Annotated in this window: 13 protein-coding genes; 4 read left to right on the top strand and 9 right to left on the bottom strand. The window is 70.9% G+C overall.

All coding sequences use genetic code 11. The features are described 5' to 3' along the window. Window positions 1-54: 54 nt before the first annotated feature. Window positions 55-558, bottom strand: coding sequence for a GNAT family N-acetyltransferase (locus tag DRB89_RS41295; protein WP_112452552.1), 504 nt, complete (start codon window positions 556-558; stop codon window positions 55-57). Between the two features lie 100 nt (window positions 559-658). Further along, window positions 659-1150, bottom strand: coding sequence for an anthrone oxygenase family protein (locus tag DRB89_RS41290; protein WP_112452551.1), 492 nt, complete (start codon window positions 1148-1150; stop codon window positions 659-661). Window positions 1151-1406: 256 nt separating this feature from the next. Here DRB89_RS41290 and gdhA point away from each other — a divergent pair, with 256 nt between their 5' ends. Together gdhA and DRB89_RS41280 are read left to right on the top strand one after the other, a co-directional pair. Beyond that, window positions 1407-2771 (top strand): NADP-specific glutamate dehydrogenase, encoded by a 1365-nt coding sequence (gene gdhA / locus DRB89_RS41285; RefSeq protein ID WP_239516657.1) that lies wholly within the window; start codon window positions 1407-1409, stop codon window positions 2769-2771. A gap of 431 nt (window positions 2772-3202) precedes the next feature. Then, window positions 3203-5401: a discoidin domain-containing protein gene (locus DRB89_RS41280; RefSeq protein WP_112452209.1), complete on the top strand. Its 2199-nt coding sequence runs from the start codon at window positions 3203-3205 to the stop codon at window positions 5399-5401. Between the two features lie 264 nt (window positions 5402-5665). Here DRB89_RS41280 and DRB89_RS41275 read toward each other — a convergent pair whose 3' ends face one another. From DRB89_RS41275 to DRB89_RS41265, 3 genes are all read right to left on the bottom strand, one after another. Next, a complete protein-coding gene (locus DRB89_RS41275; protein ID WP_112452971.1) occupies window positions 5666-6181 on the bottom strand; it encodes a SigE family RNA polymerase sigma factor in 516 nt (171 codons plus the stop codon). Between the two features lie 68 nt (window positions 6182-6249). Further along, complete coding sequence (locus tag DRB89_RS41270; RefSeq protein ID WP_239516655.1) at window positions 6250-6783, bottom strand: GNAT family N-acetyltransferase; 534 nt, start codon at window positions 6781-6783, stop codon at window positions 6250-6252. A 142-nt stretch (window positions 6784-6925) separates the two neighbouring features. After that, the gene (locus DRB89_RS41265) at window positions 6926-8083 is read right to left on the bottom strand and encodes a serine hydrolase domain-containing protein (RefSeq protein ID WP_112454445.1); all 1158 of its coding nucleotides are present in this window, start codon (window positions 8081-8083) and stop codon (window positions 6926-6928) included. A 653-nt stretch (window positions 8084-8736) separates the two neighbouring features. Between DRB89_RS41265 and DRB89_RS41255 the strand changes: the two genes are divergently transcribed. Then, entirely contained in the window at window positions 8737-9711 is a 975-nt protein-coding gene (locus DRB89_RS41255) for a hypothetical protein (protein ID WP_112452964.1), read from the top strand. A gap of 196 nt (window positions 9712-9907) precedes the next feature. Here DRB89_RS41255 and DRB89_RS41250 read toward each other — a convergent pair whose 3' ends face one another. Continuing rightward, a complete protein-coding gene (locus tag DRB89_RS41250) occupies window positions 9908-10135 on the bottom strand; it encodes a hypothetical protein (protein WP_112452965.1) in 228 nt (75 codons plus the stop codon). A gap of 30 nt (window positions 10136-10165) precedes the next feature. After that, window positions 10166-10375, bottom strand: a complete 210-nt coding sequence (locus tag DRB89_RS41245; RefSeq protein WP_112463758.1) for an aminotransferase class IV — start codon at window positions 10373-10375, stop codon at window positions 10166-10168. A 158-nt stretch (window positions 10376-10533) separates the two neighbouring features. Between DRB89_RS41245 and DRB89_RS41240 the strand changes: the two genes are divergently transcribed. After that, window positions 10534-11145 carry a hypothetical protein gene (locus DRB89_RS41240; protein WP_162688949.1) on the top strand — a complete coding sequence of 204 codons (612 nt, stop codon included), beginning with the start codon at window positions 10534-10536 and terminating at the stop codon, window positions 11143-11145. Window positions 11146-11155: 10 nt separating this feature from the next. Here DRB89_RS41240 and DRB89_RS41235 read toward each other — a convergent pair whose 3' ends face one another. Together DRB89_RS41235 and DRB89_RS41230 are read right to left on the bottom strand one after the other, a co-directional pair. Next, entirely contained in the window at window positions 11156-11722 is a 567-nt protein-coding gene (locus DRB89_RS41235; RefSeq protein ID WP_162688948.1) for a hypothetical protein, read from the bottom strand. After that, window positions 11719-12219: an SRPBCC family protein gene (locus DRB89_RS41230; protein ID WP_112463756.1), complete on the bottom strand. Its 501-nt coding sequence runs from the start codon at window positions 12217-12219 to the stop codon at window positions 11719-11721. Before DRB89_RS41230 ends, DRB89_RS41235 begins: the two co-directional genes overlap by 4 nt. Window positions 12220-12333 lie beyond the last annotated feature (114 nt).

Below are 12333 nucleotides of genomic sequence, written 5' to 3'. Positions count from 1 at the left end.
GGGCGCTGTCCGCGTCGTAGCGGGGCGTGGCCGGGCCGGGCCCGGCACCGGGAGTCACGGGGCCGTCAGATCCAGCACGGCGACCGTTTCCCCGTCGCTCGTCTCGCCCGTCGGGCGGAAACCCAGGGCCAGGTAGAACGGTTCGGGGGTGCCGGGGCCGAGGTGATAGGTGACGTAGGCGTGCGAGGCGCCGCGGGTGCGGAGCTCGGTGGTGACCGCCTCGACCGCGAAGCGCCCGTACCCCTTGGACTGGTGGGCGGCGGAGATGTTCAGGCGCCACAGGCCGGAGCGGATGTCGCGGGGGTCCTCGGCCGGGTTCCACGCGATGTCGAGGAAGGCCATCACGAAGCCGACGACCTCGTCGCCGTCGACGACCGCCCGCGGCCAGGCCGTCGCCCCGTGGACGTACGCCTCGGCCAGCGACTTGACGACCGGGGCGACCAGATGCGCCTGGTCGGGGCGGACCGACAGCGCGCAGGCGGCGTCGAAGGTGTCCGGGGTGACCGGTTCGAGGCGGAGGGCGGGAGTCCGGGGGGCGGTCCCGGGGCTGGTGGTCATTTCCGCAGCCTACGTGTGCGCTACATGCGGATTTCCGGGGGCCGTACGGCGTGGAGATCTGGCCGCGGGCCCTCCTCGGTGGACCTTTCCGGCCGGAGCACTAGGCGGCGGACGCCAGGAGGGCCCAGGACTGGCAGCCCAGGGCGGCCGTGCACAGGGCGGTGCGCCAGCGGTTGGCGGGTACCCACGTCGTCTCGAACGCCCGGCGCACGGCGGCCGGATCGGCGATCCCCTCGGCGGGGCCGGCCGCCTCCAGGGCGTTGTTGAGCGGGATGTTCACCCGGCCGGTGACCGCGAGGGCGAGTACGTAGGCGAACAGGGCACCGGCCAGCGGGGGCAGTACGGCGTGCTCGCCCGCGGGCAGGTGCAGTGCCAGCGCGGCGGCGGTGAAGAGGAGGGCGCCGAGGAAGGCCAGCATGAACCAGCCGTTGATGATGGAGGTGTTCACGCGCTGCATCACCGAGATGAGGGTCCGGTCGTCGGAGCGCTTGAGGGCCGGCATCACGGAGACGTCGAAGGCGAAGAACAGTCCGGCCATCAGGCCCGTGGTGAGCGTCGCGGCGACGAGGGCGGCGAGGCGTGCGGTGTCCATGCTCCCTGTCTATGTCCTCCTTCCTGGTCATGTCCACGGACATGGTCGTTTCCGGGGTGCTTTTCCGGGGTTCCATTCCGGGGTGTCGAGGCCCGGTCGAGTGGGCCGGAAAGACTCCTGGGCAGACTCTGCGGGCAAGGTACCCTCCGGCTGGGGCCGTGTCCGGCCGAAGACTTCCGCCATGCGGAAGTCCGCTCCGGAGTGCCGAGCCGCATCTCGGAGCCGGTCCCGGCATCGAAACCAGGAGGAACAGACCGTGAAGGACGCCAAGGACCCGCAGGGCCGGCTGGACGCGCTGCGTGCCGACATCGAGCGCCGGAACCCTGCCCAGCCCGAGTTCCACCAGGCGGTACGGGAGGTGCTGGACACCCTGGCTCCCGTGTTCGCGGCACGCCCCGAGTACGCGGAACCGGGTGTGGCCCTGCTGGAGCGGCTCACCGAGCCGGAGCGGCAGATCATCTTCCGGGTGCCGTGGCAGGACGATCGCGGCCGTGTCCACGTCAACCGTGGCTACCGCGTCGAGTTCAACAGCGCGCTCGGCCCGTACAAGGGCGGCCTGCGCTTCCACCCGTCCGTGGACATCGGCGTGGTGAAGTTCCTCGGCTTCGAGCAGATCTTCAAGAACGCGCTGACGGGCCTCGGCATCGGCGGCGGCAAGGGCGGCAGCGACTTCGACCCGCACGGCAGGTCCGATGCCGAGGTCATGCGCTTCTGTCAGTCCTTCATGACCGAGCTCTACCGCCACATCGGCGAGCACACGGACGTCCCGGCGGGCGACATCGGCGTCGGCGGCCGCGAGATCGGCTACCTCTTCGGCCAGTACCGCCGCATCACCAACCGCTGGGAGGCCGGCGTCCTGACCGGCAAGGGCCAGGGCTGGGGCGGCTCGCTGATCCGCCCGCAGGCCACCGGCTACGGCAGCGTGCTGTTCGCCGCCGAGATGCTGGACGTCAAGGGGCTGTCGCTCGACGGGCTGACGGCGGTCGTGTCGGGCTCGGGCAACGTCGCGCTGTACACGATCGAGAAGCTCCAGCAGCTGGGTGCGAACCCGCTGACCGCCTCCGACTCCCAGGGCTACGTCGTCGACGAGAAGGGCATCGACCTGGCCCTGCTGAAGCAGATCAAGGAGGTCGAGCGCGGGCGCGTGAGCGAGTACGCGCAGCGCCGCGGGGCCTCGGCGCGGTTCGTGCCGGGCGGCCGGGTGTGGGACGTCGCGGCCGAGGTCGCCTTCCCGTCGGCGACGCAGAACGAGCTGACCGGGGCCGACGCGCGGACGCTGATCGGAAACGGGGTCAAGGCGGTGTCGGAGGGCGCCAACATGCCGACGACGCCGGAGGCGGTGCACCTGCTGCAGGCGGCCGGGGTCGCCTTCGGGCCCGGCAAGGCGGCGAACGCGGGCGGTGTCGCGGTCAGCGCGCTGGAGATGGCGCAGAACGCCGGACGCGTGGCGTGGAGCGCGGAGCGGGTCGAGGAGGAGCTGGCGGGGATCATGCGGGACATCCACGCGGTGTCGTACGAGACCGCCGAGCGGTACGGCTCCGCCGGGGACTACGTGACGGGCGCGAACATCGCCGGGTTCGAGCGGGTGGCGGACGCGATGCTGGCGCAGGGGCTGATCTGAGGCAGCCGCCCTTCGGGGGCTGGTCGGCGGCGACGTCAGATGGATATAAGAGACAGGGCCCGCAGTGTCCGGTGCCATGCCTGGCAAGGCGGCGTGAGGGGCGCCCGCGCACTGGACGCACTCGGGCGCCCGACCACGCCGCCAGGCGCGGTGCCCGGCACCGCAGGCCCGGCGCCACGGTGCCCGGCGCCGGGCTCGCGCGACAGGATCCGAAGGAGACGGCCCGGTCCACCCGCGGAGCGACCGGCCCGCGGACCCGCTGTCCGCCTTCGGGCGATCTGCCGTTTGTGGCCACGCTCTTGAGCCCCCATCAGCTCTGGCCTTAATGAAAGACGAAAGAAAAGCCGGTCGAGATTCTTGACCGGCCGATCGTGTTACGGGCAAGGTCTCGGGAGAGCGCTCTCCCGTTTCAGGTTCGTTAAAGGAGCCCCATGCCCCCCGGCATCCCCGCCATCGCGTCCCCACGCGGACGACGCCCCGTTCCCGCCCGAAGAGGCATCGCCGGCGCCGTCACCACCGCCCTCGTCGGCACCCTGCTCGCCCTCGCGCCGGCCCCCTCGGCCTCCGCCGCTCCGGTGCTGCTCTCCCAGGGCAAGACGGTCACGGCCTCCAGCCAGGAGCACTACGGCACCCCGGCGGCCGACGCCGTCGACGGCGACAACGCAACCCGGTGGTCGAGCGCCGCCTCCGACACCCAGTGGCTCCAGGTCGACCTGGGCGCCCCGACCGAGGTCAGCCAGGTCGTGCTGCGCTGGGAGACCGCCCACGCCGAGGCCTACCGGATCGAACTGTCGACCAACGGCACCGACTGGTCGACGGCCTACTCCACGACCACCGCCGCGGGCGGCACCGAGACCCTGAGCGTCTCCGGAACCGCCCGCTACGTCCGGATGCAGGGCGTCACCCGCGCCACCGGATACGGCTACTCGCTCTGGGAGTTCCAGGTGTTCGGCGCCGGCGGCGACACCGGCCCCCTCCTGCCGGGCGGCGGTGACCTCGGCCCGAACGTCCACATCATGGATCCGTCCACCCCCGGCATCCAGGCCGAGCTCGACCGGGTCTTCCGGGAGCAGGAGTCAGCACAGTTCGGCAGCGGCCGCCACGCCTTCTTCTTCAAGCCCGGCACCTACGACAACATCAACGCCCAGATCGGGTTCTACACCCAGATCGCCGGTCTCGGCCTGCGCCCCGACGACACCACCTTCAACGGCGACGTGACCGTCGACGCCGGCTGGTTCAACGGCAACGCGACCCAGAACTTCTGGCGTTCGGCCGAGAACCTGGCGGTCAACCCGGCGAACGGGACCGACCGGTGGGCGGTCGCCCAGGCTTCCTCGTTCCGCCGGATGCACGTCAAGGGCGGGCTCAACCTCGCTCCCGCCAGCTACGGCTGGGCCAGCGGCGGCTACATCGCCGACAGCAAGATCGACGGCACCGTCGGCCCCTACTCCCAGCAGCAGTGGTACACCCGGGACAGCTCGGTGGGCGGCTGGACCAACGGCGTGTGGAACATGACCTTCTCCGGGGTCGAGGGCGCACCCGCCAACAGCTTCCCGGAGCCCCGCTACACCACGCTCGACACCACCCCGGTCTCCCGCGAGAAGCCCTTCCTGTACCTGGACGGCCAGGAGTTCAAGGTCTTCGCCCCGGCCAAGCGCACCAACGCCCGCGGCGTCACCTGGGCGAACGGCGCCCCCCAGGGCGAGTCGGTCCCGCTCAGCCGCTTCTACGTCGTCAAGCCCGGCACCCCGGCGGCCACGATCAACGCCGCGCTCGCCCAGGGCCTGAACCTGGTCTTCACCCCGGGCATCCACCACGTAGACCAGCCGATCAAGGTCAACCGTGCGGACACGATCGTCCTGGGCCTGGGGCTCGCCACGATCATCCCCGACAACGGTGTCACCGCGATGAAGGTCGCCGACGTCGACGGCGTCCGCCTCGCCGGCTTCCTCATCGACGCCGGTCCGGTCAACTCCCCGACCCTGCTGGAGATCGGCCCGGAAGGCGCCTCCGCGGACCACGCGGCCAACCCCACCACCCTGCAGGACGTCTACCTCCGCGTCGGCGGGGCGGGGCCCGGCAAGGCCACCACCGCCATGGTCGTCAACAGCGACGACACGATCGTCGACCACACCTGGGTGTGGCGCGCCGACCACGGTGACGGCGTCGGCTGGGAGACCAACCGCTCCGACTACGGCGTCCGCGTCAACGGCGACGACGTACTGGCCACCGGCCTGTTCGTCGAGCACTTCAACAAGTACGACGTCGACTGGTACGGCGAGCGCGGCCGCACGGTCTTCTTCCAGAACGAGAAGGCGTACGACGCCCCCAGCCAGGCGGCCATCCAGAACGGCGGCACCAGGGGGTACGCCGCCTACCGGATGGACGACTCCGTCAACTCCCACGAGGCGTGGGGCCTGGGCTCCTACTGCAACTACACCGCCGATCCGACGATCATCCAGGACCACGGTTTCCGGGCGCCGGTCAAGCCGGGAGTGAAGTTCCACAGCCTGCTCACCGTCTCGCTCGGCGGCAACGGGCACTACGACCACCTCATCAACGAAACCGGGGCGTCCACCGTTCCCGCGGGCACCTCGACGGTTCCGTCGACCGTGGTCTCGTACCCCTGACTCCGCCGCCCCACCGGCCTCCGCCACCCCACCGGCCGGCACCACCGCATCGGCCACCACCGTCCCATCGGCCTCCGCTGACCCGACGGAGTCCGCCGCAACTTCCCCGGGCCGGATCAACCGGTCCCCGCGCCGCGGCCCGGGGAGCACCGCGCACGACCCACCGCCCTTCACACCAGGAGCCGCAATGTCCCATCCGAAGGGGAAAGGTGGCGAGGGGGAGGGAAAAGGGGGAGCCGGCGGCGGGCGGGCCGGCCCGCCCGCTCAGCGGCTCGAGAACTCCGCCAACGAGCCGCCCAGTTGCTCCCGCAGCCGGCTCAGGGCCCGTGAGGACCTGGTCCGGACGGCCGCCGAGCTGACGTTCATCGCGTCGGCGGTCTCCTCGACGCTGCGGTCCTCCCAGTACCGCAGCACCAGTACCGCCCGGTCCTTCGGCGCCAGCCGGCCCAGCGCCTCCAGCAGCGTCAGCCGCAGCACCGGATCGGCCTCGCCGACCGCCCGGGCGCCCGGTTCGGGGAACTCCCCGACCGGGCGCTCCCCCGTCGACCGGCGGCGCTGGTGCGTCAGGAAGGCCCGTACCAGCACCGTCTGCGCGTACGCCGCGGGGTTGTCTATGCGGTTGACGCGCCCCCAGAGCAGGTACATCCGCCCCAGGGTGTCCTGTACGAGATCTTCCGCGAGATGGGTGTCACCGCTGGTCAGCAGGCAGGCGGACCGGTACAGATGCGCCGACCGGCCTTCCGCGAACTCACGGAACCCGTCTCTGCGTACCTTCCACATCCGCTCCCCCTTCGCGCCCGTCCCATCCCAATGACGCGACGGGGGCACCGTTATGTTGCAGCCCGTCCTCAGATCTTTTCGGAGAGGTCGTGGAAGTACATGTGGAACTCCTCGCGGACGAACCCCTCCCCCTCGTAGAGCCCCTGCGCCACGTGGTTGTCGTACGCCGTCTCCAGCTGCAGGCCCGACACCCCGGCCTCCCGCGCCCGGCGCAGCACTTCGCGCAGCAGCGCGCGGCCGGCGCCCGTACGGCGGCCGGCCGGAGCCACGTACAGGTCGTTCAGCAGCCACGCGGTCCGCATCGCCAGCGAGGAGATCATCGGGTAGACCTGCGTGAAGCCGACCGTGCCCGCGCCCGGGACCTCGGCGAGCAGCACGAAGGAGTCGCCGCTCGCCAGCCGCTCCGCCAGGAAGGCGCGCGGCCGGTCCGGGTCCTCGACCTCCACCTCGTAGAACTCCAGGTAGCCGCGGAAGAGCTCGGCGGCGACGTCCAAGTCAGCCTCGCCCGCCACCCGCAGGACCACCTCGGCCGGTCCGTCCACGCCCTGCGCTTCGCCCCGCGCTTCGCCCTGCACTTCGCCCTGTGCCGTCTGACCGTTCACATCGTTCTCCCTAGTCCACTGCCAGCTGTCACTGCCACTGCCCTGCCACTCCCGCGCGCCGGCTCCATTGTGCGCGGGGGGACACGGACAGGTGCCGCCGCCCCATGGGCGGCGGCACCTTCGGGGAGCGGGCGGCGGACCGTCAGTCCTTCCCGGTGACGGGCTGCGCCGGCAGCGTGTAGACGTGTTCCGGGGTGACGATCTTGGTGATCGCCTCGCCGAACAGCGTGCTCGGCTCCTCGCCCTCGGCGGAGATGTCGGTGTTGAGCAGGACGACCAGGGTGGCCTTCGACTGCGGGTCGTAGACGGCCAGCGTCTGGTAGCCGGGGATGGAACCGTTGTGCCCGATCCAGCCCTGGACGTTGAAGATGCCCAGTCCGTAGCCGGTGCCCGGGAGGGCCTCCACGACCTTGAGCCGCTCGGCCTGGGTGGCCGGGGTCAGCAGCTCACCCGTGGCGAGCACCTTGGCCCACTGCCGCAGGTCCGTGAGGTCGGAGATCATCGCTCCGGCCGCCCAGCCCCAGGAGGGGTTCCAGTCGGTGGCGTCCTCGGTCTTCCCGGAGGCGGTCTGGTCGGTGTAGCCCTGGGCGTGCGGCTCCGGGAACTCGGCGCCGGTCGGGAAGAGGGTGTGCTTCAGCCCGGCGGGTTCGATGACGACCTTCGTGATGTAGTCGGCCAGCTTCTGGCCGCTCATCTTCTCCACGACGAGGCCGAGCAGGATGAGGTTGGTGTTGCAGTAGTTGAACTTCGCGTCCGGCTCGAAGAGCACCGGGTGCTTGAAGGAGTACGCGAGCAGCTCCTGCGGGGTGAAGGGGCGCCGGGGGTCGCTGGTCAGCGCCTTGTAGAAGTCCTCGTCGGCGGAGTAGTTGAACAGCCCGCTGCGCATCTCGGCGAGCTCGCGCAGGGTGATGCGGTCGCCGTTCGGCACCCCGTCGATGTACGTGCCGATGGGATCGTCCAGCCCGACCTTCCCCTCGTCGACCAGCTTCAGCAGCGCGGTCACGGTGAAGGTCTTGGTCTCGCTGCCGATCCGCATGTTGAGGCCGTCGGTCATGGGCGCGCCGGTGGCCTTGTCGGCCACGCCGAAGGCCCGTACGTACTCCCCCTTGCCCGGCGCCGACAGGGCCACTTGCACCCCGGGCACCTTGGCCTCGTCCATCACCTTCCGGACGGCGTCGTCCAGCTGGCGCGCCATGGCGGGGGTGAGCTGCGGAAAGTCCTCGGATGCGGCCGGACTGCTCGCCGCCGGAGGTGTCGGCGCGTCCACCGCGTACCCGACACCGGCCCCCACGGGCACCATCAGGAGCCCCACTGCGGCTGCTCCCACAGCCGCCCTGCGCAACCGTGTCGTGCTCACCCGTCCAACGTAACCCCGGCCCGGGGCACGGGCGACAGGAGCCGGGAGCCGGGAGCCGGTGGGGGCCGGTGTCGGGTACGCGGTGGACGCGCCGACACCTCCGGCGGCGAGCAGTCCGGCCGCATCCGAGGACTTTCAGCAGCTCACACCCGCCATGGCGCGCCAGCTGGACGACGCCGTCCGGAAGGTGATGGACGAGGCAACGGTGCCCGGGGTGCAAGTGGCCCTGTCGGCGCCGGGCCAGGGGGATGACGTACGGGCCTTCGGCGTGGCCGTCAAGTGTGATGAAGAGACAGGGGTGGGGGGATGACTGCATGGCGTAGTACCTCCCGGAAGCTCAGAACGGAAGGCCCGCCCGGGCAACGCCGTGTGGGAGCGGCGGGCGTGGACGGGAGATCACAAGCAGCATTCCCAGCGAACGGTCATTCGATAGGCGCCTGCGGAAAACTTTTTCCGTTCCGGCTGGCTGTCGGCCATCCAACTCCCGCGTTCCGGACCGCCGGTGTACCCCGGCGCGGTCAACGGACCGGAGGTGGCATTGCCCGGCGGGCGATGACGACGGCACCATGGGGAGCGGAACACGGAGGGTGGAGCCGATGAGCCGCGTGGAACTGCCGTACCTCTCCCAGTACAGGCCGTCACTGGGCAAGCAGCAGGACGCCGAACCGGTCGGTCCCAGAGACGGCACGGTCCGCGTCCTGGAAAGCCGGCCCGAATGGCTCCTCGACGGCGCACGAGGACGCTCGGACCCTTTCTTCGCCGACCTCTTCTACCTGGTGCGCACTCCCCAACCGCGCGACGCACCCACAGAGTTCCAGTTCGACACGGCGGGTGTACCCCTTCCCGTCCGGCGGGAGAACTGCCTCGTCCCGTGCACGGCCCGGGTCTGCCGCCGCTGGGTCGAAGCCTCCCTCGCCTACGCCACCGCCGTGGACGACATCAGCGCCGAGCTCATCGCCGCCCTCCGCCGCGCCAGGTCGGCACCGCGGTGGAGGCCCTTGGCCGTACGCGGCGCTCTGCGCGCATGGACGAAGGCGGGGCGGCGCTACGAGCGGGTCATGGCAGAGGCCAGTGCGGCCTACGCGCCGGTTCGCCGGGAGATCTGGCAGGCGATCCAGGTGGAGAAGGAAAAGGCCGGCGCACGCGCACGGCGGGAAGCAGCAGCACGCGGTCGCAGGGCCGAGCTCGCCGAACGGCCGGTCTGGGGCTGGTCGGAGACGACCACCGGCCAGCCGGCCACGTACGTCTTCCGGCACGACCTACCCGCCGACGACAACCACGCACGGGCCGTGCCGCACCAGGACGAACCCGTCGGCCTGCCGGGGCTGCGCCAGGCGCTCAAAGAACGGAACCCGGGCCGGCTGCAATGGGACGGCACGGCGATCACCGAGACGGAGCGTGAACTGGAAGGCGTCAGCTTCGAGAGCTGGTGGCGAGAGCTGTTCCACGAGGACTACCGCACCTTCACAGCACCCCCGCCGACCCGCTCCTCGTCCCGCAACCCGACCGGTGGCACCGGCACCGGCGGAACAGGCGGCTTCACCAGCGGGTTCGGCTTCGGCGGATACTGACGCACCGCACGGAAGGCCGCCGCCATGCTCCTGATGCCGGCCTGCGCGGGCGCACCGACGCTGCTCCGGCTCGAACCATCGGGCGGCGCGGACCGTCGCGGCAGCCGGTAGGCGAGTCCGGGCTCCACTCGGCGCAGGCGGGGCCGGCTGGTGGCTGCCGGCCCGGTGACTGGCAGGCTGCCTCTCCCGGACGCGGTCAGATCACGTCCCAGGGAATCTTGGCCCAGGCGGTGTTGAGCGCGTCTGCCAGAGCAGCGCCCCCGTCGTCGGGGAAGATCACGTTGTCGATGCCGGCCAGCGGTTGGCTGGGGCAGTGGGAGTTGGTTGCCGCGGCAGCCTGCAGCACCGGAAGGTCGTCCGACGTCAGACGCGGAGTCGCCGAGGGCACACCGATGCGCGGCAAGGCGCCCTGCAGCAACAGCATGGTGATGCCCGGCAGTACGTCGGCCTCGGGTCATACGACCTGCTGCCCGTCCCAGAAGGCGATGTTCCACACCGAGCCCTCGCGAAGGACGCCGTCCCGACCCACGAACAAGACATCGTCGCATCCGGCCGCTCTGGCCTGGAGGCTCTGGTACGTGAGCCCCATCGTCGCGACGTGCTTGAGGTGCGGCAGCTCGCGTTCACGCCGTCTCCTCGACCAGGAAGGCCACCGGTCCGACATCAGGCTCGGGTGGGTACACACCTTCGGAGACGATCCGGCGGTAGGTCCACCGGGGATCGGCAACGGGCACGAGGCCGCCCCTTCCGGAGAGAGGTTCCGCAGCCACGCTGGCAGAACAAGGCTTCTGTCGCGTGGAGTTGATGTCTGACAATACGTCAATGTCGTTGATGCAAAGGGTCGAAGGGTACGTCAGGACCGCCGACCGTTCTTTCGTCGACGCTCCCGAGGCGCTCGAGGAGTCGCGGGACGCGATGAGCGCCGCCGTCAGTGAACTCCGCGCCGGGGAGCTGAACCTGGCGCGCCTCCACGAAGCGTGCTGGTTGCACTACCTGCGTACGACCGCGAACCTTGACCCATCCGGCATCGACCATCCCGTCGCCGGGCTGTTCGCCGCTCTGCTCACCGAGTACGCGCCGGCCGGTCTCGGCTCGGACCTTCCTCCCGTCTTCCTCAGGCAGGAGGACGAGCTCCTGGCCGGACTGCCCGCACTCCTCATGGTCTCCTCCGCCCGCCTCGCACGGGACGGCACGCGCTACTCCATCGCCGGCGCGGCACTGGAACTGACGGCCAGGTGCACCCGGAACCCCCACCTGTACCGCTCGGCGTCATCGGCCCTGGCCGCACTGCGCTGGGCCCGCTACGAACAGACCCGCAACACTGACGAGCTGCGAGACGCCGTCAACCACCTCAGGGCGGCCACGAACCCGACCCCGGCCGGGGACACGGATCCCGGGCCGTCCGCCCAGGACTGCGACAACCTAGTGCTGTGACCGGAAAGGTTCACCGGGTCTGATGCTGTGCTGGCAGGATCGCTCCGTGGATCTTTCTGAGGGGCTGGCTGAGTGGACGGATTGGGACGGTGCCGCCTTCGTGGTGGGCCGCTCGGCCCAGCACGGGGCGGCAGATGGGCACGTGCTTCTGGAACCGGCCAGCCTGCGCGTTCGACACGGAGAACTTGCGTGCGGGCAGGTCGGTACGGGCCAGCAGTACGTCGCGGTCGGTGAGGCGGATGTCCTGCAGGCCGCCGGGCGTGGAGCGCGGGGCCTCGAAGTCGCTGCCGACGGTGACGCTGGCCACGGCCTCGAAGTCGCTGCCGACGGTGACGCTGGCCACGGCCTTGTAGTGCTTGCCCCGGGCGGAGAGCTCGTCGAGCAGGATCCGCAGGAAGTCGTACTCGACGTGGGTGGCGCTGCCCGGCCCGGCGGGCGTCTGGCTGCGCCACAGCACGGCTTCCTGGAGGCCCACGAGGTGGGTGGGTGGACAGCGGTCCCGGCGGCAGAGGGTCCGGGCGCGTCGCTCGCGCCTGGCGGCGTCGACGAGGCCGCACCCGGGAACCTCGCTCCTCACTCCTCGGCGATCCATTGGGCGAGGGAGAGCAGGGTGGCTTCGACGCTGTTCGTCATGTAGTCGCGCAGTGCGTCGAGGTCGCCGCGGGTGGTGCCCAGCACCGGGTCGAGGCGGAGCAGTTGCCAGGCCTGCTCGACGACGGTTCCGCGTCCCTGGGAGCGGAAGGTCCAGCTCCACTGCACGATGCCGGCTTCGGCTCCGCCGACCACGAAGGTGAAGGCGTTGCCGGGGTCGGCCCGTACGACCTGGGAGCGGGTGGTCCATTCCCTGCCGTCCTTCCGATTGCGGCCGCTGAACCAGGCGCCGACCCGAGGGCCGGCGCCCTCGTCGAACGTGACGTCGGTCGCGTTGGGGCTCCAGCGGCCGATCGCGGACACGTCGGTGACCAGGTCGTAGACCCGGGCGGGTGCGGCATCGACCCATGCGCGTCTGGTGAAGGCGAAGGCCGGTGCGTGCAGGGCCTCGAAGAGGTCGTGTTCGCTGGTGGTGGCGCTCAAGGCGTCCTCCTGGGTGCGTTCGGGATGGGCCCGGGACGGGTCTGCTCCGCCCACGTCATCACCGGTCCCGCCAGGGAGCCAGACCCGCCGGTGCCTATCCACAGCTGGGGCAGG

Source organism: Streptomyces sp. ICC4 (assembly GCF_003287915.1).
GTDB lineage: Bacteria > Actinomycetota > Actinomycetes > Streptomycetales > Streptomycetaceae > Streptomyces > Streptomyces tritrimontium.
The sequence above is the reverse complement of the archived record's forward strand: the minus strand, read 5'-3'. Positions and strand labels throughout refer to the sequence as shown.

Bases quoted from the DNA above. Each gene is read 5' to 3' on its own strand.
- DRB89_RS41295 (WP_112452552.1), bottom strand. From the start codon at position 558: ATGACCACCAGCCCCGGGACCGCCCCCCGGACTCCCGCCCTCCGCCTC.
- DRB89_RS41290 (WP_112452551.1), bottom strand. From the start codon at position 1,150: ATGGACACCGCACGCCTCGCCGCCCTCGTCGCCGCGACGCTCACCACG.
- DRB89_RS41280 (WP_112452209.1), top strand. From the start codon at position 3,203: ATGCCCCCCGGCATCCCCGCCATCGCGTCCCCACGCGGACGACGCCCC.
- DRB89_RS41275 (WP_112452971.1), bottom strand. From the start codon at position 6,181: ATGTGGAAGGTACGCAGAGACGGGTTCCGTGAGTTCGCGGAAGGCCGG.
- DRB89_RS41265 (WP_112454445.1), bottom strand. From the start codon at position 8,083: ATGGTGCCCGTGGGGGCCGGTGTCGGGTACGCGGTGGACGCGCCGACA.
- DRB89_RS41255 (WP_112452964.1), top strand. From the start codon at position 8,737: ATGAGCCGCGTGGAACTGCCGTACCTCTCCCAGTACAGGCCGTCACTG.
- DRB89_RS41250 (WP_112452965.1), bottom strand. From the start codon at position 10,135: ATGCTGTTGCTGCAGGGCGCCTTGCCGCGCATCGGTGTGCCCTCGGCG.
- DRB89_RS41245 (WP_112463758.1), bottom strand. From the start codon at position 10,375: ATGTCGGACCGGTGGCCTTCCTGGTCGAGGAGACGGCGTGAACGCGAG.
- DRB89_RS41240 (WP_162688949.1), top strand. From the start codon at position 10,534: ATGTCGTTGATGCAAAGGGTCGAAGGGTACGTCAGGACCGCCGACCGT.